The 22,139-nt window shown below is 40.4% G+C and carries 23 protein-coding genes and 1 tRNA gene; 10 read left to right on the forward strand and 14 right to left on the reverse strand.

Annotation, left to right across the window (positions count from 1 at the left end):
- The first annotated feature begins 9 nt into the window (after positions 1–9).
- From AB6N04_RS05015 to AB6N04_RS05030, 4 genes are read left to right on the forward strand one after another with little or no spacing between them, the layout of a single operon-like run.
- On the forward strand, positions 10–789 hold the full coding sequence (locus AB6N04_RS05015; protein ID WP_369310807.1) for a LamB/YcsF family protein: 780 nt from the start codon (positions 10–12) through the stop codon (positions 787–789).
- Positions 786–1,592: a putative hydro-lyase gene (locus AB6N04_RS05020; RefSeq protein ID WP_369310808.1), complete on the forward strand. Its 807-nt coding sequence runs from the start codon at positions 786–788 to the stop codon at positions 1,590–1,592. The genes AB6N04_RS05015 and AB6N04_RS05020 overlap by 4 nt, the downstream gene beginning before the upstream one ends.
- A gap of 9 nt (positions 1,593–1,601) precedes the next feature.
- Positions 1,602–3,206 (forward strand): 5-oxoprolinase/urea amidolyase family protein, encoded by a 1,605-nt coding sequence (locus tag AB6N04_RS05025; protein WP_369310809.1) that lies wholly within the window; start codon positions 1,602–1,604, stop codon positions 3,204–3,206.
- Positions 3,193–4,935 (forward strand): biotin carboxylase N-terminal domain-containing protein, encoded by a 1,743-nt coding sequence (locus AB6N04_RS05030; protein ID WP_369310810.1) that lies wholly within the window; start codon positions 3,193–3,195, stop codon positions 4,933–4,935. Before AB6N04_RS05025 ends, AB6N04_RS05030 begins: the two co-directional genes overlap by 14 nt.
- A gap of 43 nt (positions 4,936–4,978) precedes the next feature.
- On the opposite strand, the gene AB6N04_RS05035 is transcribed toward AB6N04_RS05030, so the two are convergent.
- Positions 4,979–5,248 carry a hypothetical protein gene (locus AB6N04_RS05035; RefSeq protein ID WP_369310811.1) on the reverse strand — a complete coding sequence of 90 codons (270 nt, stop codon included), beginning with the start codon at positions 5,246–5,248 and terminating at the stop codon, positions 4,979–4,981.
- A gap of 418 nt (positions 5,249–5,666) precedes the next feature.
- Here AB6N04_RS05035 and AB6N04_RS05040 point away from each other — a divergent pair, with 418 nt between their 5' ends.
- Positions 5,667–6,209: a DUF924 family protein gene (locus AB6N04_RS05040; RefSeq protein WP_369311983.1), complete on the forward strand. Its 543-nt coding sequence runs from the start codon at positions 5,667–5,669 to the stop codon at positions 6,207–6,209.
- A gap of 57 nt (positions 6,210–6,266) precedes the next feature.
- Here the strand turns inward: AB6N04_RS05040 and dmsD are convergent, their stop codons facing one another.
- From dmsD to AB6N04_RS05065, 5 genes are all read right to left on the reverse strand, one after another.
- On the reverse strand, positions 6,267–6,860 hold the full coding sequence (gene dmsD / locus AB6N04_RS05045; RefSeq protein ID WP_369310812.1) for a Tat proofreading chaperone DmsD: 594 nt from the start codon (positions 6,858–6,860) through the stop codon (positions 6,267–6,269).
- A gap of 122 nt (positions 6,861–6,982) precedes the next feature.
- Positions 6,983–7,759: a dimethyl sulfoxide reductase anchor subunit family protein gene (locus AB6N04_RS05050; RefSeq protein WP_369310813.1), complete on the reverse strand. Its 777-nt coding sequence runs from the start codon at positions 7,757–7,759 to the stop codon at positions 6,983–6,985.
- Position 7,760: 1 nt separating this feature from the next.
- Entirely contained in the window at positions 7,761–8,378 is a 618-nt protein-coding gene (locus AB6N04_RS05055; protein ID WP_206082307.1) for a DMSO/selenate family reductase complex B subunit, read from the reverse strand.
- Between the two features lie 11 nt (positions 8,379–8,389).
- Positions 8,390–10,819 carry a DMSO/selenate family reductase complex A subunit gene (locus AB6N04_RS05060; protein WP_369310814.1) on the reverse strand — a complete coding sequence of 810 codons (2,430 nt, stop codon included), beginning with the start codon at positions 10,817–10,819 and terminating at the stop codon, positions 8,390–8,392.
- Between the two features lie 282 nt (positions 10,820–11,101).
- Positions 11,102–12,370: a mechanosensitive ion channel family protein gene (locus AB6N04_RS05065; RefSeq protein WP_369310815.1), complete on the reverse strand. Its 1,269-nt coding sequence runs from the start codon at positions 12,368–12,370 to the stop codon at positions 11,102–11,104.
- A 698-nt stretch (positions 12,371–13,068) separates the two neighbouring features.
- On the opposite strand from AB6N04_RS05065, the gene dat reads away from it, so the two are divergent.
- The gene (gene dat, locus AB6N04_RS05070; protein ID WP_369311985.1) at positions 13,069–13,920 is read left to right on the forward strand and encodes a D-amino-acid transaminase; all 852 of its coding nucleotides are present in this window, start codon (positions 13,069–13,071) and stop codon (positions 13,918–13,920) included.
- Positions 13,921–13,932: 12 nt separating this feature from the next.
- Here the strand turns inward: dat and AB6N04_RS05075 are convergent, their stop codons facing one another.
- From AB6N04_RS05075 to AB6N04_RS05085, 3 genes are all read right to left on the reverse strand, one after another.
- On the reverse strand, positions 13,933–14,508 hold the full coding sequence (locus AB6N04_RS05075; RefSeq protein ID WP_369310816.1) for a cysteine hydrolase family protein: 576 nt from the start codon (positions 14,506–14,508) through the stop codon (positions 13,933–13,935).
- A 94-nt stretch (positions 14,509–14,602) separates the two neighbouring features.
- Complete coding sequence (locus tag AB6N04_RS05080) at positions 14,603–15,964, reverse strand: sensor histidine kinase (RefSeq protein WP_369310817.1); 1,362 nt, start codon at positions 15,962–15,964, stop codon at positions 14,603–14,605.
- Positions 15,965–15,968: 4 nt separating this feature from the next.
- A complete protein-coding gene (locus AB6N04_RS05085) occupies positions 15,969–16,628 on the reverse strand; it encodes a response regulator (protein WP_369310818.1) in 660 nt (219 codons plus the stop codon).
- 171 nt (positions 16,629–16,799) lie between these two features.
- Here AB6N04_RS05085 and AB6N04_RS05090 point away from each other — a divergent pair, with 171 nt between their 5' ends.
- Positions 16,800–17,045 (forward strand): hypothetical protein, encoded by a 246-nt coding sequence (locus AB6N04_RS05090; RefSeq protein WP_369310819.1) that lies wholly within the window; start codon positions 16,800–16,802, stop codon positions 17,043–17,045.
- A 22-nt stretch (positions 17,046–17,067) separates the two neighbouring features.
- Positions 17,068–17,859 (forward strand): MipA/OmpV family protein, encoded by a 792-nt coding sequence (locus tag AB6N04_RS05095; protein ID WP_369310820.1) that lies wholly within the window; start codon positions 17,068–17,070, stop codon positions 17,857–17,859.
- A 58-nt stretch (positions 17,860–17,917) separates the two neighbouring features.
- On the opposite strand, the gene AB6N04_RS05100 is transcribed toward AB6N04_RS05095, so the two are convergent.
- Positions 17,918–18,178 (reverse strand): DinI-like family protein, encoded by a 261-nt coding sequence (locus AB6N04_RS05100; RefSeq protein ID WP_369310821.1) that lies wholly within the window; start codon positions 18,176–18,178, stop codon positions 17,918–17,920.
- A gap of 261 nt (positions 18,179–18,439) precedes the next feature.
- On the opposite strand from AB6N04_RS05100, the gene AB6N04_RS05105 reads away from it, so the two are divergent.
- Positions 18,440–18,973 (forward strand): GNAT family N-acetyltransferase, encoded by a 534-nt coding sequence (locus AB6N04_RS05105; RefSeq protein WP_369310822.1) that lies wholly within the window; start codon positions 18,440–18,442, stop codon positions 18,971–18,973.
- Positions 18,974–19,146: 173 nt separating this feature from the next.
- Here AB6N04_RS05105 and AB6N04_RS05110 read toward each other — a convergent pair whose 3' ends face one another.
- Entirely contained in the window at positions 19,147–19,275 is a 129-nt protein-coding gene (locus tag AB6N04_RS05110; protein WP_369310823.1) for a hypothetical protein, read from the reverse strand.
- Positions 19,276–19,414: 139 nt separating this feature from the next.
- On the opposite strand from AB6N04_RS05110, the gene AB6N04_RS05115 reads away from it, so the two are divergent.
- Positions 19,415–19,918, forward strand: a complete 504-nt coding sequence (locus AB6N04_RS05115; protein ID WP_369310824.1) for a hypothetical protein — start codon at positions 19,415–19,417, stop codon at positions 19,916–19,918.
- A 103-nt stretch (positions 19,919–20,021) separates the two neighbouring features.
- Here AB6N04_RS05115 and AB6N04_RS05120 read toward each other — a convergent pair.
- The 3 genes from AB6N04_RS05120 to AB6N04_RS05130 form a co-directional block, all read right to left on the reverse strand.
- Positions 20,022–20,098: transfer RNA gene (locus AB6N04_RS05120), tRNA-Pro, on the reverse strand.
- Positions 20,099–20,171: 73 nt separating this feature from the next.
- Positions 20,172–21,887, reverse strand: coding sequence for an LPS biosynthesis-modulating metalloenzyme YejM (gene yejM, locus AB6N04_RS05125; protein ID WP_369310825.1), 1,716 nt, complete (start codon positions 21,885–21,887; stop codon positions 20,172–20,174).
- Between the two features lie 21 nt (positions 21,888–21,908).
- The gene (locus tag AB6N04_RS05130) at positions 21,909–22,136 is read right to left on the reverse strand and encodes a YejL family protein (protein WP_369310826.1); all 228 of its coding nucleotides are present in this window, start codon (positions 22,134–22,136) and stop codon (positions 21,909–21,911) included.
- Between the last annotated feature and the right edge of the window lie 3 nt (positions 22,137–22,139).

The raw sequence follows: 22,139 nt of genomic DNA on the forward strand, positions 1-22,139 counted from the left end.
GGAGTGATGATGAAAAAACAAATCGATTTAAACAGCGACCTCGGGGAAAGTTTTGGTCAATGGCAGATGGGAAATGATGAGGCTATTTTACCCGTTGTCAGTAGTGCCAATGTGGCTTGCGGTTTTCATGCAGGTTCACCGGAAGGGATATTAAAAACCTTAAAAGCCGCTAAAGAAAATGGCGTGGCGGTGGGGGCTCATGTTGGGTATCCCGATTTAGTTGGTTTTGGGCGTCGAAATATGGATATTGCCGCTAACGAATTGACTGCTGATGTCATTTACCAAATCGGTGCACTCAAAGGGTTAGCCGCTGCTGCGGGTACGCAAGTACTGTATGTGAAGCCCCATGGTGCACTTTATAACACTATTGCCCATGATAAACGCCAAGCTATGGCAGTGATTGATGCAATCAAATCTATTGATAATCAATTGATCCTTGTTGCATTAGCGGGCGCACCATTGATTGATTGGGCTCAAGAAAGTGGTCTTAAGGTTGTGGCAGAAGCTTTTGCAGATAGGGCGTACAACAGTGATGGCACATTGGTTTCCCGTAAACTGGCAGGCTCGGTATTACATGATCCGAAAATAGTGGCTGAGCGTATGCTGCAATTAGTGCAAGAAGGTGGTGTCATGTCCATTGATGGCAAATTTACCCCGATTAATGCTGGGTCAATTTGTGTTCACGGAGATAGCCCCGGTGCACTTGAAATGGCGCAACAGGTTCGCTTGACCCTTGAACAGCAAGGTATCGAAATTTATGGCTTTGCCCACAAAGGAGAGCATGAATGACACAATTAATAAAAGCGTCGATGAAAGCAATTGAAACTGCACGTATTGCTCGTGAAGCTATTCGTAATGGTTATGATAAACCAACAGCAGGTCTTGCAGCAGGGATGACGCAAGCCAATATGATTGCACTTCCTCGTGATTGGGCATTTGATTTTTTATTGTATGCGCAACGTAATCCCAAAAGTTGCCCAGTTTTAGATGTATGTGAAGCCGGGAGTTGGCAAACTATTTTAGCTGAAGGTGCGGACTTACGGACAGATATTCCACGTTATCGTGTTTGGGAAAATGGTCAGCTAACTGATGAGGTTACTGATGCGACAGCGATTTATCAACAACACCCTGATTTAGTAACATTTTTGATTGGTTGTAGTTTCACATTTGAAACACCCATGATGGAAGCAGGTATTGATGTACGGCATATCACTGATAAATCGAATGTCCCGATGTATAAGACTAATCGTTTGTGCCGCCCAGCAGGACGCCTACAAGGAGAGCTAGTGGTATCCATGCGACCTATCCCAGCAAATCGTGTTGCAGACGCTGTCAGTATCACGGGAAGGTTTCCGGCGGTTCATGGTACGCCAGTGCATATTGGTGCGCCAGAGCAATTGGGGATTGTAGATATTATGAAGCCGGATTTTGGCGATGCAGTGCGTATCGAAGAAGGGGAAATCCCAGTGTTTTGGGCCTGTGGCGTGACGCCACAAGCGGCAGTGATGAAATCAGGTGTGCCATTTGCGTTAAGTCATGCTCCCGGATATATGTTTATCACAGATGTGCCTGATATGGCTTATCACATATAGAGGTGCCCATTGAGATTTTTACCTGTCAATCTAAGTTCTTTGATGGTCGAACTCCAGAGCCTTGAACAGACGATGGCGCTGACTGATTCGTTGAATGAAATGCCCATTAAAGGGGTGGTAGAAATTACACCCGCGGCAAGAACCATTTTAGTGCGATTTAACCCAGTTATTGTTACGGCGAATGATTTGGTGCGTCAGATTTCTATCCGAGACGTTAATAAAGTCACTTCAAAAACGAGTCAATTAGTCACGATCCCGGTGCATTATAATGGGGAAGACTTAGTCGAGGTTGCTGAAATACTAGGTATTTCTGTTGATGAGGTGATCCGCCGTCATACAGAAAATGAATACCAAGTCGCGTTTAGTGGTTTTGCGCCTGGTTTTGGGTATATGGTGTCGAAAGGGGCACAACTATATGTGCCTAGGCGGCAATCTCCACGAGTACGCATTCCCGCTGGCTCTGTGGCCCTTGCGGGGGAATTTAGCAGTGTATATCCGCAAGCGAGTCCAGGAGGTTGGCAACTTATTGGTATGACAGATCTTGTCATGTGGGATATTAATCGCCCAGAGCCTGCATTAGTGAAAGCAGGATCACGGGTGAATTTTACGGATGCGGCAAAAAGTCACGTAAGCTATAGCCTGCCACAAAAGACCAAAGAAACAGTAAGATCCCAGACGTTGGCGAATGATCTCACCGTATTAGCGACAGGTTTGCAGACATTATTCCAAGATTTAGGGCGTATCGGCCAATCTGCACTTGGTATCTCTGAATCAGGGGCTATGGATAAAACAGCATTGTATAGTGCAAACCGCCTTGTAGGGAATCGTTCCGATGAAACTGCGTTAGAAATTACGCTAGGTGGTTTTAAAGCTCGCGCAAATAAAGACCTAATTATCGCTATTACAGGTGCGCCTTGTGAGATAGAAATAACGACAGAAAACAAAGAACAGTATAAGGGGCAAGTTTATCAAACTATCCACCTTGCTAAAGGGGATGTACTAACGTTGGGGCGACCAACTAAAGGCGTGCGTAGTTATTTAGCAATACGAGGGGGATTTAATATTGCCCCAGTTTTATCGAGTTGTTCATTTGATACCTTAGCACAGGTGGGGCCACAGCCATTAACGGCAGGGCAAGGGTTAGCGATAAAGAATACATCAACTTTGCACGCTATTTCTATCAATGAAACCCCTGCGTTTGATTATCCATCCGCAGATGATGTTGTGGTTTTAGATGTTGTTTTGGGACCTAGAACAGATTGGTTTACGCAGCAGGCTATTGAACTACTCACTAACCAATTATGGAAAGTGACTGCGGCATCGAACCGCATTGGTTTGCGACTACTGGGTGAACAACCGTTTGAGCGAAAAATTACACAAGAATTACCGAGCGAAGGAACCTGTATTGGTGCGATCCAAGTTCCCGCCAACGGGCAGCCTGTTTTGTTTTTAAATGATCATCCATTGACAGGTGGCTACCCCGTTATCGGTACTGTATGTGAATACCATCTGGATCTTGCCGGGCAAATTCCAGTGAATGCCCAAATACGTTTTAATCCATTAGGTGAATTTAAACAGTTACAAGGGAGTGATTGTGCTTATGAAAACGAATAACAATAATAAAAGCCATAAAGTATTGATTGCCAACCGTGGTGAAATTGCTGTACGCATCATTCGTGCCTGCCGTGATTATGGTTTCCAATCTGTTGCCGTATATGCAGACAGTGATATCGAGGCATTGCACGTTAAAATGGCCGATGAAGCTTATGGATTAGGGGGAGATTCGCCAACTGAGAGCTATTTGAATATCGAAAAGCTAATAGGTATTGCGAAAAAATCTGGGGCAACAATGGTTCATCCAGGTTATGGCTTTTTATCTGAACGTGCCGAATTTGCTCGTGCAGTGAGTGGGGCTGGTTTAATTTGGATTGGTCCGAGTGCAGACAGTATTGATATTTTAGGTGACAAAGTCCAAGCCCGACAAATTGCAATGCAGGTAGGAGCGCCTTTGGTTATTGGAACAAAAGAGCCTGTTAAGGAAGCGCAAGAAGTGGTGGAGTTTGCTCATCAATATGGCTTGCCTATTGCGATTAAAGCGGCCTTTGGTGGCGGTGGACGCGGCTTAAAAGTCGCATGGCAAATGCATGAAGTGGAAGCGCTTTATCATTCGGCGGTGCGTGAAGCGACGGCGGCATTTGGTCGCGGAGAGTGCTTTATCGAACAGTTTTTACATAACCCACGTCATATTGAAGCTCAGGTTATCGCAGATACCCATGGCAATGTACTGGTGGTGGGCACCCGAGATTGTTCATTACAACGTCGAAATCAAAAACTGGTAGAAGAGTCCCCTGCGCCGTATTTATCCCAAGAGCAATTACAGCAAATTATCACATCATCGACAGATATTTGCCGAAAGGCGGGGTATGTGGGGGCAGGCACCGTTGAGTATTTGTTAAGCCAAGATGGCACATTATCTTTCCTTGAAGTGAATACGCGATTACAAGTTGAACACCCTGTTACAGAAGAAACCGCAGGCATTGATCTGGTTATTGAGCAACTGCGTATTGCTCAAGGCTTACCGCTGAGTATCAATGAGACGCCTAAACCACGCGGTCATGCTTTTGAATTTCGAATTAATGCAGAAGATGCGGGAAATGGTTTCTTACCGACACCGGGGACAATTACCGCTTTTGATGCGCCATCTGGCCCTGGTGTGCGCGTGGACAGTGGGGTGCAGGCTGGAACGACAATCCCACGAACATTTGATTCATTAATGGCAAAACTCATTGTTATTGGAAACACGCGTGAGCAAGCTATTTCTCGGGCTCGCCGTGCGTTGGCGGAGTTTAATATTGAAGGCGTAGCCTCTGTGTTACCTTTTCATCGCGCGGTGATGGAGCATGCTGATTTTTGTGATGATTTCAATGTGCATACGCGCTGGATTGAAACGGAATTTAATGTTGATATTCCACCAGCCAAGCGACAAATTCCACAAGAAAACGAAGCAGTAACGCGTACTTTTATCGAAATCGACGGTAAGCGTTGCGAACTAGGCTTGCCTGCTCAACTTCTTTCTGGTCTGAGTGTGAATAGCACACCTACGACAACAATAATGGCTCAAAAAGTGAGTCACCCAGATGCCGTCAATGCGCCTATTTCAGGGGTATTATTTAACTGGTTGATCCCGCCAGGTGAAAAAGTCCTTGAAGGGGATGTGATTGGTGTAATGGAAGCGATGAAAATGGAAGTTCAGATAGTTGCGCACCGAGCAGGAACGTTAAAACACCGCGCTAATAAAGGGGATTTTGTTGAAGCAGATAGCCAGATAGCGGAAATAAATTAGTTTCTTATTTAATTAATATCGGCTTTTTGAATACGGTTTCAAGTTAGCGAGAGTGGCGTTGGGGGAGTGATCGTAGGGGAGGCCGCGGTGCGGGCACAGCGTGTTTTTCTTCTGCGGTCATTTCTTCGCTATCACGGTAGACTTCCCCACACAGGAAATACAGATTTGGGCGTTTGGACTCAAGATAGCTTTTTCGAGTCACACATTGTTCTTGGGTGAAAATGGTGTCAGTGACAGGAAGCGCATCACATGAATCTGTACCGCAGGGGCTAACCCATAATGCCCAACCAATAAGTACCATATGTCCTGCCATTTACATTGCCATCCTTAATAAGAGCCAATATGAAACGCTGAAGAATTATTAATGCGACGTAGTACAACCAAACGCGTTAATTATACAATTATATTATCAGTGAAATTCTAACATTAGCTTAACCAAATGTATCTATTTTCCCTTGATAAACAGATGACTTCACATTAAATAACAAAACATCAAAACTAAAAAAGTTTAAACCTATTATAGTGATAGAAACAATAATTTACCTTAGATATAAACAAGCTAATTTGTTAGATCCTAGTAAAGGATGTTGTGCAATTTTTTAGCGCTAGCTCGCAAAAAAACAAAATAAATCGCTAGTAATTCCCGTTTTTAGAGCTTAACCCTGTCAATTAATGGGATTATTAACTAGGATTACGATAACGTCTAATAAGAAAAGCGATAGGAATATATGATGAATGCCATGGAAGAAGTGCTTTCATTTTGGTTTGAAGAGTCAACGCCAAAACAGTGGTTTGAAAAAAATACAAAATTTGATTCGACAATAGCTCGTCGTTTTTCAGCCACTTGTGAGCGTGCAGCTAAGGGGGAACTCGCCTATTGGCGAGCTTCAATTCGTGGACGTTTAGCGGAAATTATTGTACTCGATCAATTTTCACGTAATTTGTGGCGTAATACGCCGCGAGCTTTTGCACAGGATCCGATGGCGTTAGCTCTCGCGCAAGAAGCAATAAAACAGCATGATTATAATTTGCTCACGTTATCGCAACGTAAATTTATTTTGATGCCTTACATGCATTCGGAGTCCAGCTTTATTCATTTACAAGCGGTGGAGTTATTTCGCATGTTAGGGGATGACAGCACGTTAGATTATGAAATGCGCCATAAAGCAATTATTGATAAGTTTGGTCGTTATCCACATCGCAACGCGATTTTAGGCCGTCCATCGACTCAAGAAGAACTGGCGTTCTTGCAAGAGCCAAACTCCTCATTTTAGTGGCGAAAACAACCAAAGAGCAGATTGCTTGCGCTTGCTCTTTGGCATTTGAATGAATTAGCGAAATAACTCTACTTGATTAGGGACTAATTCAAGCTGCTGTTGCAAATTTTTTAAGTAAATTTCAGTTACTCTGGCGAGGTTTGGGTAGAAGGTGTGTTCTGTTTGTGCTTGTTGAACCAGAGTCAAGTAGCGGTAAGCCCAAGGTAATAAGTGTTGTTCCAGTAATTCAACAATGGCCTCATCTTCCCCTTGTTCCGCCAATGCAGAAATAGCCATTAGCATCAAGCCAAACTGGTCTTCAGGCTCGCGGATGCCAGTATCAGTCACTAATCCTTTCGATTGAAGCAAGTTTCGATAAGCCATAGTTGATTCACCCATTACAGTATTATCATGTTCAAGGTACACCGATCCCCAAGGAGGGGCAGGCATGGTGCCTTGTCCTTCAAATAATACAGAGTAATCATAAGCAATAGCATCAGGGGATATTTGTGCTAACGACGCGAAAATAGTCTGTACTTGTTCTGGGTCTTCCCATGAGTACATTTGTGAAATTTCACTTAAAATAGGGTAGACGTTCTGTAAAGTTTCTGATTGTGGAGGGTAGTAAAAAAACGCACCGAGAATGCGGAGTAAGGTGGTGTCAAACATGTTTTTATCCATTATATTTTGTGCTACAGCGAGATATTCATTACAGGGGATTTTACCCCTTAAACAAAGAACTCCTTTAGGAGTTCTTTGATAAATCATTTTAACACAGCAACAACAAAGGGTTACATGGTGATCTGCCATAAGTTATAGAAAGCAATACGACCAGCAAGTTCAGCAAGTAAAACAGCCGCAGCACAGGTGGCTAATGTCGCTTTCGGTGCACGTTGTTTTAGAGCCATTCCAACAAATGCAGCTAAAGCTATTGCTAATACAACCACTTGGAATCCCCAAAAGCCCGTTTGTTCACCACTAAGAACAGGACCTGTTTCCGTTAAGAATGCTTGGTATCCTGCACGGCTGGCAAAAATGGCAAAGGTACCAATAAGGAAAGCAGCAATACCTAATCCGCGAGCACCAACCGCAATAGCAAGTGCGCCACCGCCGACTAGCATCGTCATCCACATTTGTAACGTCGTGTAGCCGGTATTCCAATTGGCAATCGTTGCGATGTTATACACTTGCGGAATTGACCATACAAAGGCTAACCCAGAAACCACTGCTGCAATATTGGCTAATTCACGTAACATGTTATTTTTGAAGAACAACGTGAAAAATAAAGTTGCCGCAGCACAGCCAACAAATACGCCACTTAAGAAGGCCTCGTTACTCATTGGTGAGCGACCAACCCCTAATAGCATATTAAAGAAGCGCAGTGGTTGACCCACGTGTAACCCACCGATGGCCAAGCCAACGATCATAATAATGAAAGCAATAATATTGGCTGTTTTTAATTGCTTATCATCAATAGCGCCCATTTTGCGACTCAAATATGCCAGCAAGAACAGTCCAGCGGCAGATTGCCCTAAGACGGTGAAAAAAACTAATGGTAACTCATGCATTTTACACCTCCGCTGGGTTTTTCAGTTCGCCGCTTTTATCGCCAAATGGCTTCGCGTCTTTATGGGGTTTGATAACAATGTTCGGATTGGTGAAACTTGGATCTGGCATCGGTGCAATCCCACATTCCGTACCATGTAATTCACGCAGAACATTAATATCATCGAAGTCTAAAGCGCGTTGCGGGCAGGACTCAACACACACTGGCTTCATGCCTTTTGCGACACGTTCATAGCAACCGTCGCATTTACTCATCAATTTTTTCTTCTCATCGAATTGCGGAGCGCCGTATGGACAACGCAATTCACAATAACGGCAACCGACGCAGATAGATTGGTCAACAACCACTAAACCGTCTTCTTCACGTTTATGCATAGCACCTGTCGGACAACCTGCAACACATGTTGGGTTTGAACAGTGGTTACAGGAAATTGACAGATAATAATTAAAAACATTTTGCTGCCAAATGCCATCTTGTTTTTGCCAGCTACCACCACCAAACTCGTATACACGGCGGAATTTAGGGCCTAAATCTAAATCTTTTTCGTCCTTACAACTGACTTGACAGGTTTTACAGCCAGTGCATTTTGTGGAGTCAAAATAAAAGCCATACTGTTTCATCATTTAACTCCTTAAGCGCGTTTGACTTCAACAAGGTTGGTATGCTGTGGTGTTCCTTTTGCCAGTGGGGAAGGAACATGTGAAGTTAAGGTATTGATACAACCACCAACATCTAAACCTTCACTATTTAGGGTACGCCATGCGCCCTGAGGAACAGCGATAACACCGGGTAGTACACGCTCAGTCACTTTTACTTTAATTTGAATACGGCCACGATCATTGAAGATTTCAGCCAAATCACCATTATTTAAGCCACGTTGTTGTGCATCAATTGGATTTAACCAGAATTGATGAGGAATAGCCTCACGCAGCATCGCAACATTATAATAAGTTGAATGCACATGGCCTTTATCGTGGAAACCAGTCATCAATAAAGTGTGTTTTTGGTCTTTAGCTTGCGCCTCAACACCTTCTTTGTTCACACAATATTCAGGAATAGCAGGGATCCTTTGACCTTCAGGTAATTCCCAGTTCTTAACACGTTCAGCAAGTTGTTCTGAATAAATTTCAATTTTTCCTGAAGGTGTTTTTAGCGGATTGTTAATTGGGTCATCACGGAATTTTTTCAGTGCAATATTTTCGCTGCTATTTAAGAAGTTACGGTCGATGATACCTGCACCGTCTGTTTCACTAAATTCAGGAAGATGAGGCATTTTTTCACGTGTTTGGTTGTAACAAAACTCAATCCACTCTGCGTAAGTGCGACCTTCAGTGAATTGATCTTTAACGCCCATTTTTTCAGCAATTTCGGCTAATACGTCATAATTAGGACGGTTTTCCCATAGTGGCTCAATCGCATTTTGCAAGCGCACAAGGTAATGATAGGCACCACTTGCATAGGAGTTATTAATTAGGTCGTTAGTTTCAACAGGGGTAACGTCCGGTAACAGCAAATCAGCATATTTGGCGGACGGTGTATCGTGGTTATCCCATACTAAAATAAACTCACACTTAGACTCATCAGCGAGGATTTCATGGGTTTTATTCAAATCGCCATGTTGGTTACCAATGACGTTACTGGAGTAACACCACATAAATTTGATGTCATTTTCCAGTTTGTCGACACCTTTAACACCGCCATTTTCCGCCGTCAATTCTTTACCGCGAACAATAGCTTCAGACCACATATAAGTTGGGATCATCGCTTTTACAGGATTTGGTAATGCAAAGCCTGCGACTGGGTAAGTGTAACTATTACCCCATAGGCCGGTATTGGTGCCAGCACGACCAATATTGCCTGACATTAATGGCAGCATCATGATAGAACGGCATGCTTGTTCACCATTTTCAGTGCGTTGTAACCCCCAGCCTTGTGAAATCCAAGCACGGTTTGCATTACCAATTTCACGGGCTAATTGGGTAATGCGAGCAACAGAAATCCCCGTCAGCTTACTTGCCCATTCAGGGGTTTTAACGATACCGTCAGGGCCATTACCTAAAATATAATCTTTGTATGAACCATTACGTGGTGCTGACGCTGGAAGTGTAGATTCATCCCAGCCCACACAATAATTTTTTAGGAATTCTTCGTCAGTTAACCCTTCTTGGATCATCACATAACCGAGCGCTGCGACTAATGCAGCATCAGTGCCAGGATAAATAGGGATCCACTCTGCGCCCAATGTGGTGACGCTGTCAGTGCGGCGTGGGTCAATAATAATGACTTTTGCTTTACTTTTATCTAAGGCATTGAGTGTTTCATAGAATTGACCACCACCGGACATCCGAGTTTCAGCGAGGTTGTGACCAAACATGACGACTAAATCAGAGTTTTGGATTTCGGATAAATAAGATTCTTCAACGCTACCATACACGTATGGTGTAATTTCCATTAATTGAGCGTATGAATAGGTACCGTAATCACCTAAAAAACCGCCCGTTAAACTGAGTAAGCGTTTGCACGCAGCACGACCATGCAGGTTTGCACCTGTTGAGCCAGTACCGTATTGGTAATAAATGGCATCACTACCATATTTATCAATAGTATACTTCAGTTTTTCAGCGATGATGGTGGTTGCTTCATCCCAAGTGATCTTTTTGAATTTACCTTCACCACGTTTACCCACTCGCACCATTGGGTATTTTAAACGATCTGGGTTGTAGGTTTTCCAACGTACAGAGCGGCCACGTAGACATGGACGAATTTGGTGTTCGCCTAAAGTCGAATCATCATACATGGTTTCGTTAGAAATGCGTGTGATAACACCGTCTTTAACATGGACCTTAAGAGGGCAGCGACTTCCACAGTTAACTAAGCATGCGCTATAACTGATTTTTTCGCTAACTTCGTCAGGCATGATTGCTGGTGCTTTTGCTTGAGCAGAAAAGGGGAGAGTGATTGAGCCAGCCACTGCGGCGACACCCGCAACGGTTGCAGAAGTCTGTATAAACTCCCTCCTGCTCAGTTCTCCAAATTGAGTATTTTTTTTAATTTTATGCATCGACATTGCCTATATGTAAATAACAACATTACTTTCTTGTTTTATATGTTAAAAAAAGTCTCTGTTGAGTTACATGACATACATCAATGTTGTTTCGGATAAATTAGATGTATTTGTATAATTTATAAGGAGTTTTTTTAAGCTATGGAGGAATTTAGTTCTGTTTTTATTAACTATCGTTATGTTTTTTATTATATAGAGATAAGTGGGGAAGTAAGGAAAAAGAGGGGGAAACCCTCTTTTAAAATACTACTTTAGTTGTAAACAAATAAGTAAACTTAACTAATCACTTGGGTTTAACGGTTTTACTGCCGATTGATTAATTAACCTAACGTCATTTCCGGTAGGCGATTGATGTGGCATCAAATTAAACTGTGGCAAGATGGAAAAAATATGGTCAAAGATATCTGATTGGATCCTTTCATATTCAACCCAAACCGTGGTATTCGTAAAGGCATAAATTTCGATTGGGATGCCGTTGGAGTCAGACTCTAACTGCCTCACCATAATCGTCATTTTTTTATGAATATCAGGATGTGCTTTTAAATAAGCGTCAATATATGCACGGAATGTCCCAATATTGGTTAAGCGGCGTTGATTTAACGGTACTGCTTTATCATTGGGTATTGCTGAGTTAAAGACATTAATTTCAGACACTTTTTTGCCCATATAAGGCTCAAGTAAATTAGCTTTTTCATAGTGTGCTATCTCTTCAGGTGTTAAAAAGTGCACACTGGTGGCATCAATACGAAAGCTACGTTTTATTCGACGTCCACCTGATTCTGTCATGCCTTTCCAGTTTTTAAAAGAATCCGAAATTAAGGCATATGTTGGAATAGTTGTGACGGTGTTATCCCAATTACGGACTTTAACTGTGGTTAAGCCAATATCAATGACGGCACCATCTGCACCATATTTGGGCATTTCTAACCAATCGCCAATATTCACCATATTATTAGCGGACAATTGTATACCAGCAACTAAGCCCATTATAGGGTCTTTAAATACCAACATCATCACTGCGGTCATAGCGCCGAGTCCACTTAAAATAATCAGTGGAGACTTACCAATAAGCAGTGCAATGATCATGATGGCGATCAGTATGGACGCAATTAACTTAATACTTTGGAAGATCCCGCGTAGGGGAAGGTGAGCGGTTTTAGCGGCACGTTGTAAAATACCTAATACAATATCAAGTATGGAATAAATGGTTAATAAGCCAAATAGCAGACACCATGCTTGTGACCCAACCTTAAGCACTGTTTGTGCTGTTGAGCCCGTAGATAGCCACAAGCTTGCTTGAATATTGACCACAACCCCTTGGATCACAAATGCGATTCGATTGAAAAGATTATGTTGGGTGAGTAGATGTGGCCAACTACCTGCGGATTTTTGCCCACGTTTTTCTAACGTAGGAAGTAATATTTTGTGTAAAAAAAAGTGTAAGACAAGGGCAACAATTAGAATGAGCCCAAGGACCATAAGTAAAGAAGCAAAGTTGGCATAGTCTTGATTAAACTGGTGTACCCAGTCGAGCAGTTGCTGCTGCATGTGTTCTCCTTCTATTACGATGTTTTAATTGCAGTTTATCTGTATCAAAAGGTTTAGTTACTAAGAAAGACTATCACGGACAGATTTTAATTTCACCATGAGAAAAATAAAACTCTGTCTTAATAATTTATGGCAGCGGTAAATATTGGAGTAATAATTAAATCACTTTGATGATAATAGTGTGATCCAATAGTTGATTTTTAGCGGAATGTGCGTGAAGTTAATGACTTAAATTTAACGAATTTACAGGGCAGTATGCATAAAAAAGCGGCTTATAATCAAAGCCGCTGTGCAAACTATTTGCAAATTAACGCTAATGATAAGGTAAATGAAAGGTTAGATTGACTAGAAAACAACACTCTTACATAAAACGTTTTGAAAGTAATTCAACAACTTCTTGCAGATTGCTGATAAATTCTTTAATGCTGCTCATGGTTAACTCCGATTGTTAAGTGTGATCTTGATCACGTATGAGCATTTTAGTCACTGGCTTGTTAATGTCAAGTTAATCCTAAAAATTATTTTAAAAATTAAACATAATTTTAATATGGCTATTCAATGTGTTTATTGCTTCCTATACTGCGTTATTCAATGTGTTGCTTTAATTCTGTAAGATAACAGCAAAGGAATCAGTGCAGATCATTGAATATGATGTATGGTTAATTGTACAAAATAAAATTAATAGACTAATTAAAAGGATGCAGCTAATGATAGTTTATGTAAATGGTCGATATGTGCATGAAGAACAAGCGAAAGTGTCTGTTTTTGACCGAGGTTTTCTGTTTGCAGATGCCGTGTATGAAGTCACGGCGATTATCAATGGTAAATTGGTGGATTTTGAGCGTCACATAGTACGTTTACAACGCTCATGCCATGAACTGCAACTTGCTTTACCCTATAGCATAGATGAAATTAAACAAATCCATAGGCAATTAATTGAACGTAATAATATCAATGAAGGTCTTATTTATCTTCAAGTCACCCGTGGGAATGCGAAACAGCGTGATTTTTTATTTCCCGATAAAGATGTACAGCCAACACTCGTAATGTTTGCACAAAAGACTAACATTATCGATAACCCTAAAGTGCAAAATGGAATTAAGGCTGTGACGGTTGAAGACATCCGTTGGGCGCGGTGTGATATTAAATCAGTTGCTTTATTAGCGGCGTCTTTAGCGAAAGAGTATGCCAAGCAGCAAGGGGCGGATGATGCAATTTTCGTTAAGGGGGATATTGTCACTGAAGGGAGCTCCAGTAATTGCTTTATTATCAACCGACACAATCAATTACAAACTCGTGAATTAGATCATGAGATCTTGCCGGGGATTACACGAAAAGCGGTTCTCTCACTGGCTAAAGAGCAAGGGATATCGATTATTGAGAAAGCATTTAGTCTTGAAGAAATGCTAATGGCGAAAGAGGTCTTTATAACCTCTGCAACAACATTAGTTTGCCCGGTCATCAATATTAATAATAAGGTCATTGGTGAAGGAAAGCCGGGAAAAAATGCTATCCGGCTACGTGAGATTTACCTAGAAAATATAAAATAAGCAAAAAGCCAGCTATTTTAATTGCAAAAATTCCTTAACGGAAGAAACTGCCACCATGCCATCTAGTGCTTGAATACTTTGCTGATGAAGCTCAAGCGTTGGTGCGGCACATAAATCCTCTAAAATAGTGACGTAATAACCTAAGTCATGGGCTTCACGAGCTGTGCTTTGAATGGTTTTTACGGTACTCACGCCACCAATAAATAATTGTGTAATGCCATTATTTGTTAGCCATTTATGGAAATGATTACCCGCAAATGCAGAGACTCCTTTTTTGATCATGACTGGGTCGCGAAATCCCACATCAAGGTCGTGTACCCAATTACAGCCACTATCACTTAATTTTAATGCCCCGATCTCTTTTGCGTGCTGAAACATGGGGGAGCCAGCGGGAATATCATGATAATTATCTGAAAAACCGACTTTTACCCAAATAACAGGGATCCGGAGCTTTCTTGCATGCTCTGCAGCTTGATTGGCTTTTTGGACAATATTGCGCTCATAGGTTTGTTGATAGCTAGAATTTGATAAGCCATTTTTACCAATTATCTCTTCAATGAGATCAATAATTACTAATGCTTTGGACATTATTGCCTCTTTTGGTATAAGTATATTAACTTAGAAAGAGTCATTCTAACTACAAACTAGCGACAATGCTGTTAACTCAATTACAGAATTCGATTTAGGGTAAATCAATAATGAAACCAATCCCTTGATTATCTAACCCATCAGTAACTCTAATTACAGCACCAATTTTCGTGGCTAAATTATGGGCGATAGATAAGCCTAATCCGCTGCCTGTTTCCATTGTGCCCGGGACTCGGTAAAAGCGAGAGAAAATGAGCTGACGGCTTTGTTCTGGAATACCTCGTCCATTGTCTTGCAATGAGATGGTCGCGCCAAAGGGGGTTAAGTCTTTAATTGAAACTTTAATTCTTCCCTTTTCAGGACAATATTTAATCGCATTTTCAATTAAATTAGTAAAAATATTGGTCAGGGCTAGCTTATCTGTCACTATATAGAAAGAATCTGGACTTTGAAGTTCAACATCAATATTTTTGTTAATGGCATAAGGAATATGGGAAGAAATAATCGTACTGATTAAGGCCGGTAAATCGATTTGTTCTTTATTTAATGAGAAATCTTCGGCTTCTAAACGCGCTAAATCAATCAGTTGGTGGGATAAAGAGGCAGCACGGTTTAGTGTTTCTTGCATATCATTGATAATTTCTTCTTTTTCTTTTGGGTTATCGATTTGCATTAATAAATGCAATTGGGCGATAACAGCAGCAATAGGCGTACGTAGTTCATGAGCAGCATCTGCCATAAAGCGTTTTTCTCGCTGATTAGCGGCATCGACACGAGCCATCAAACTATTGATCGCGTTAATAATGGGGCGAATTTCTTTATATTGTTCTTTAACTTCAATAGGTGTTAAATTGCCGGGTTGGCGACTGGAGATAAGCTTTGCAGCTTGCCTTAATGGCCTTAAACTAAAATAGGCAGTAATTAAGATAGCCAGTAGCATTATCCCTAAAATAAAAGCCAGTGGGATAGCAGTACCTTCTGCAGGGGTTCCTAATAGTGATTTTCTGTCACTATAGGATTCTGCGATGACAAGTTCGAATGTATTTGTGTTATCCCAAGCGGATGTAAAATGCCAGTCTTGATATAATCTAGTTAATTCTGAAACGGATTTTAATGAAGGAACATTTAACTTTTCACTATTACGATAAAATACGTTGCCTTCTCGGTCTCTGACTACCATAAAAGGGCGGTAGGTTATTTCATCACCATTCTCCATTGCATCTGCATAGAGTTTTTGCAGGTTATCTGCAATTTCGTTGACATATTCAGGGTGTTCGGAAACAACGCTTAATGTCTTGGCAAACCCTTGGGTAATGATCTCTTGCTGTTTATTCAATTCCTCATGAATTGACGGCCAATAGAAAAATTGAAGCCACCCTACTAATATTAGCCATAGAAAAATGACAGAGCTAATTTGTAAGCCGAAGGTATAAATAAAAAATGATTTAACTTTCACTTGGCTAAGCTTCTTTTTTTAATAAATAACCGATACCACGGATAGTAATAATACGATCTTTACCTATCTTGCGGCGCAAATTATGGATATGGACTTCTAAAGAGTTGCTTTCCACATCATCAATACCAAAGAGTCGCTGCTCTAAATCTGTTTTTCGGACAACATTATCCGCGTTCTTAATTAACTCATACAACAATAAATACTCTTTTCCAGAAAGCAGAAGGAGTTGATCATTGAGTGTGACTTGATGATTTAACGGATTTAATTGTAAATTACCTAACTGCCAAATCTCCGATGAAAATCCAGCCATTCTCCGGCTTACAGCTTTAACGCGAGAAATAAGTTCTGGCATTGCAAAGGGCTTAGTTAAAAAATCATCCGCGCCTGAGTCTAAGCTAGAAACCAAATTATCCATTTGATTTCGTGCAGTTAATATAATAATCGGAATTGATTCTCCAGATTGTCGCCATGCAATTAACTCATCATGACCATCACCATCAGGTAACCCTAAATCTAATAGCATTAAATCAAAATTGCGAGAAGCGAGCTGCGATTTAGCATCTGCGAGTAATCGCACCCAACATGGATTAAAACCTGCCAATTCAAGGCCACGGCAAAGTGCTTTCCCCAGTTGGAGATCATCTTCTACTAATAGGATATTCATATTATCACCTCTGGCAGCCAGTATAAGCAGCCAATGGGGAGCAGACAATATCTAGTCATCTCAAGTTCAGTTTAGATTTAAGTTTATCTTAAGGTTGGTTTAACCCAGTTTTAAGGTACAAAAATATAGACTGATTATTATTCTTGCATCTTACTAAGAATAAGAGCACTGATGATGAAACAAGCTTTTTATGAAGTACCAATATTTATTGTCGTTATTCTCATCGCTTTGATAATGATGGGAAAAGATTTCAATAAAACATCAAGTATTCATTTCTCAGGTATTTCTATTAATGAAATATCAACTTGTACTGATGTTAACAAGTGTATTTCACAAGCACGGCTTTCAGATGAAAGAAAAAACAAATTAAGCCCACTAAAAGAAATTAAAACCTTTTTAAGGCAAAAAATTTATTAATCAAGACGAGTGTAAATAGAAAATGAAAAAAATTGTAGCATTAATGATTAGTATTTTGCCATATAGCAGTGTTCTTGCAGGGGAAAGTACATTTGTTGTCGGCGCTGGGGGAAATATAGCACCCGTTTATGAAGGTTCAAAAAAATACCAGTTTGGACCAAACTTAGAGGCAGCCTATACTTATCTTTCTGATGATTACGGTGTATTTAGTCTCGGGATTGAAGGAGCTGCATGGGGAATAGGTTTAACCGATAATCTCAGTTTTGTCAGTTCATTGGGTTACGATTATGGTCGTGATGAAAAAATTGGTCTGCTTGGCCATAAAAATAGCGATCTAAAGGGGATGGGAGACTTAGATGGTTCCTTGCTAGTGGGTGCTGGGCTATATTATACATTAAGTGATTACGAGTTTTACCTGATGAGTGATATCGCCACAAAAAATCGGCATTATGGTGGTCGCCACATAGGTCGAGCTGTCACTGTCGAATTAGGTCTGAACACAAACTACAAAATCAATGACTCATGGGAAATGGAATATAATTTAGCAACCGTTTGGGGAAACAAAGCCTATAATCAAGCCTATTTTGGCGTTTCCAGACAGCAAGCTAGCAAATCTAAGTTTGCAGAATATGATGCGGGTAGTGGTTTTAAAGATGTTCATGGTTCAGCGATTCTAAATTATAAAGTCGATAGTAATCTCACATTATATACAGGTATTGCCGCGTATTATTTAATTGGCGATGCCGGTAAGAGCTCGTTAACAGAACAAAAATTAGGTTTTGTAGGACTAACCGGTTTTCGTTACGAGTTTTAATTTTAATAACATAAAGGAATGTTTCATTTACCTCTAACATTCCTTTTGCCCATAAAATTTACTCAGCGGTATTTTCTTCAGGGATCCACCCGTCATCTAACCAAATTTCTTCTAATATTTCTTCTATGCGAATTTTATCTTCAGACATCTTTGTGCCTGAAATATTCACACGTTGCTGAGAGCTAAAGCCTACACGAGTTACCATGTCAGGATACTGATTTTTTAGCTTACGTATAATTTCAGATTCAAGAGCATGTAAAACGTTTGTGCTTGGTTTTTGTGGGGCGTTTTTATCAAACAAAACTTCAATCCGTAACATAATAGCCTCGACTAAACACTGTGTTAATATACAGTATTTTTAGATATATATAGCAAAAAAGTCAAGATGAATATAACAATTTTTTTTAGATAAGTTGAATTCGCGCCCATATCTTGAGGGATTTGAAATAATGAACAATCAAAACAATAAATTATGGTATTTGAGTGATAAAGCCACAATGGATAAAATGATTGTCAGATTTTTTAAAATCCGTATTCTAAAAATGCAATTGTCTACACATAACGATGAGTATAAGGCTAAATGTTACAATCAATCAGAATTTCTAGGGAAAATATAAACGAGAACAATGTTGTTAATCATCTTTATGATAAGGCATTTCCACTTTATGAACAGAGAAGTTACCAAGGTCGTGAGTCAATTTTAAGCCATGAGGATTATTATCTATATTATTTTACAGATAATAACGCGTTTGTTGGTTTTATTGGCAGTTGGAAAATAAATGACTATTTTTACATTGAACATCTCGCCATTTCTGATCTTCTTAGAGGACAAGGTTATGGACAAAAAATATTAAAGCAATTTTGTCATGATGTAGGCCAAGTTATCCTAGAAATTGACCCTGTTATTGATGAAGTGAGCAGGAAGCGACTCTCTTTTTACCAGCACTGCGGTTTCCAACAAAATGAATATGCACATGCACACCCAAGCTACTACCCTGAAAATAAGCCCCATGAACTAAAGGTGTTAAGCTATCCGCGGGCAATAGATAAACAGACTTATCAGCGATTTAATCAAATGTTGCAAACAGTCGTGATGGATAAAACATTATTATAAATTTGACGATTAGGTAATTTAAATCAGCGATATAGCAGTAGATAAGCTTTGGAACTGTATCATCTAAATTTTCAAATTAGCGTAGTTATATGTATTAGATATCTAACTGGTTGATTAATTAAGATATAAAAATGCCCTTTGCAGGGATAACCTGAAAGGGCAGTTATTTAATATTACATAGCATACATAAGTCCTATCTGCTTGTCTTCAACCTCGATACTGATTTTATCACTATCAGGCATGTCGATAGTCGCCAAAGAGATGAAAAAAGCAATGACAATGATGGTATATACGAGAAACATACAAACCTCCCGTAATGCTTGGCGTTAACTATACTGCATGTAAGCGAGTCTACTCTCTGCTCTCTTTAAGAGTAAATGAGTTTTTAAAATTTGGAAATAGTGAGGATAGGTTTTTTTGAAAATTTTTTAGTTAGAAATATTGCTAGGAATAAATCTAATATATAAAAAAAACCAACCTGTTACGGTTGGTTTTTCTAAGGAATTAGAAAAAGGCAAACCTCACCCATTTGATGGACGTATTGTTGAACCAGATGAAGATGGGGACATTGTTCTATACACAATTTATCGTAAGCATGATTTACCTCAAAACATTCAATATGAGCGATTCAAGCTTTATCCTGAGTTTTTACGTGAAGCAACAGAAGATGAAGAGTCAATACCCGGATTTGATGGAAAAGTTGAATTAACACCAGGGGAGCCTTGTGATATCCCTCGTGGACACTGGGTCGACGTTCGTGTAAACATGCCGTCCAACTCTATCTACAATCTCAAGCAAGCTGAAGCTGAGAGACTCGCTAAGATAGAAGCAGAGCGATTAGCGCAAGAAGAAGCTAAACGTGCAGCAGAGGAAGCGGAAAGGGCAGAGCAGGAAGCTGCGGAACGTAAACAATATGGTCTTGGTGATAACGCAATATTACTGTAATTAGTGATTATAGTTTTACCCGAGTTTTACCTGAGTTTTACCCGCATAAAATTTAAGGCATAAAAAAAACCAACCGTAATTGGTTGGTTTTTCTAAGGAATTTTGGTCGGCATGAGAGGATTTGAACCTCCGACCCCTGACACCCCATGACAGTGCGCTACCAAGCTGCGCTACATGCCGAACTGCTGTTTATACTACCTAATTTGGCCTTAAAATCAAGAGGCGTATGTCGAGACTGGTTGATATTTAAGCACTAATTTTCATTAAAGCGTTTTAATTCGGTGAAAATCTTTAGAAGCTCAGCTAAATTAGGTTTGGCATCTTTCTCGATAATCCCTTGCTTATCATAGATATTAAACTGACCGTTATGATCCATATATAGGGTGGCATTGTCAGTAGTAATGACGACATCGTTGTTATCCCCAGTGATCACCCATGGCAATACACGTTGGCTACTAAATAAGTCTTCACCTTGGCTATAATCATCCGTTTGATTACTAACATGCAATAACCTTTGCATCAAGGTTGCCATAATGTCTTGATGGCTAGTTAGTTTACTAATTTGTTGAGCAGGGGTATTTGGCCAGTAAATCAACATCGGTACTTGCATTTTGTCCCGATTAAATTGTTTATTACTTATCCAATCATCCATTGGTTTGCCATTGTTATTATAGTTAGCAGTAATAATAACAATGGTATTTTGAAGGCGGTTATCACGTTTTAATGTTGTGATAACACGCTCAATTTGTTCATCGGTTTTAGTGCTGCCTGGGGAGCCTTTAATATTTAAGAATGAGAACCAAGGCGAGCCATGTTTGAGGTTATCTAACCAATTAGTCCATTGAGTAATCGTTAACGTATCGTTATCTGCCTTTTTAGTGGGCAGTGAGTAATCGGACAAAATGGCTTGGCGGAACAATGGTGAATTAAAGCCATCTGTCGAAAATAAGCCAAATTGATAACCTTGGTGTTGCAGCGCTTCCACTAAGGCAGAGGGATGACGACCATTAAGAATGTTATCAAAATAAGTCGCTGAAATACCATAGAAAAGGCCAAACAAAGCCGTATCATTACGTAAGCCAGACGTATAATGATTAGTAAACTGCGAACTTATCTCTTTAAAGTTATTGAGTGAACTCATGGAGGATTGTTGCGTTTTATCACCCAGATCGTCCACCACCAATAAAAGTAAATTATACCCTGAGCCTTGGTCATAATAACTTAGCGGTTTAAGAGGGTAGCTAAGCTTCAGAGCGGTTGGGCTACCTTGCTGGAACACGCGATTTTGGTGCTCAGTGAGGTCAAGCAAGCCATATCTATCCAACAATTTTCGTGCAGTCATCGGTTGTGATAGCGGGTAATTATAGCGTTGCATCGTGATTGGACGATAAAAATTCGCATCGGCCCAAGCGTACATTAAATGCGACATAATAAATGTCACAATAAAAATTCCCGCTAAAGGCTTGCCAAATGTTTGGCGATTTAAACTACGCAGTTTTTGCCAACTCCAAGTCGCAAAGAGCATTTCAACTAAGAAAATAATGGGGATGCTGATAAACATCAGTTGCCATTCGCGAGCCATTTCCCCCTTGGTTGGGTTGATGACGAGATCCCATACTTGCGGTGTTAGATGAAGACCAAATTGACTAAAAACACGAATATCAAAGATTAAGAGTGTGGTACCCGCCGTGGCGAGAGCGACACAAATTAGCCTCAGCAGTCGCTGAGACATGACAATAAAGGTCAGTGGAAAAATAATGAGTAGATAAACGGCAAAGACCGCGAAACTAAAATGACCTAACCAACTGACGAAAGCATAAATACGGCCAGCTAAGGTATCTGGCCAATCAAAAATAAACAGGTAGCTGCTACTTAACACAAGGCTAAGCAGTATATTGAATAGTGCAAACCAGTGCCCCCAACCAATCATGTTAGAGACTTTGTCACGGTAGCGCTGATGGGTGACCATACTGTTTATTTCATTAATCTGTTAGTGTGATTTATCTTCTTTTATAGAAGAAAGTAACGCATTGGCAAAGGATTCTGCAATCATTTTACGTTGTGCGGGTGCAACAGACGTATTTAGCAGATTCGTTACCATATTACCTAACACCATTAGGGAAAGGTCAACAGGGGTATGGTTTTTTTCTAACACACTTACGAGGTCAGAGAGTAAACCTTCAACTTTTTCATCACTATAACGAGATGATTGTGGCATAAA

Origin of the sequence: Providencia rettgeri (genome assembly GCF_041075285.1) — a bacterium.
GTDB lineage: Bacteria > Pseudomonadota > Gammaproteobacteria > Enterobacterales > Enterobacteriaceae > Providencia > Providencia rettgeri_G.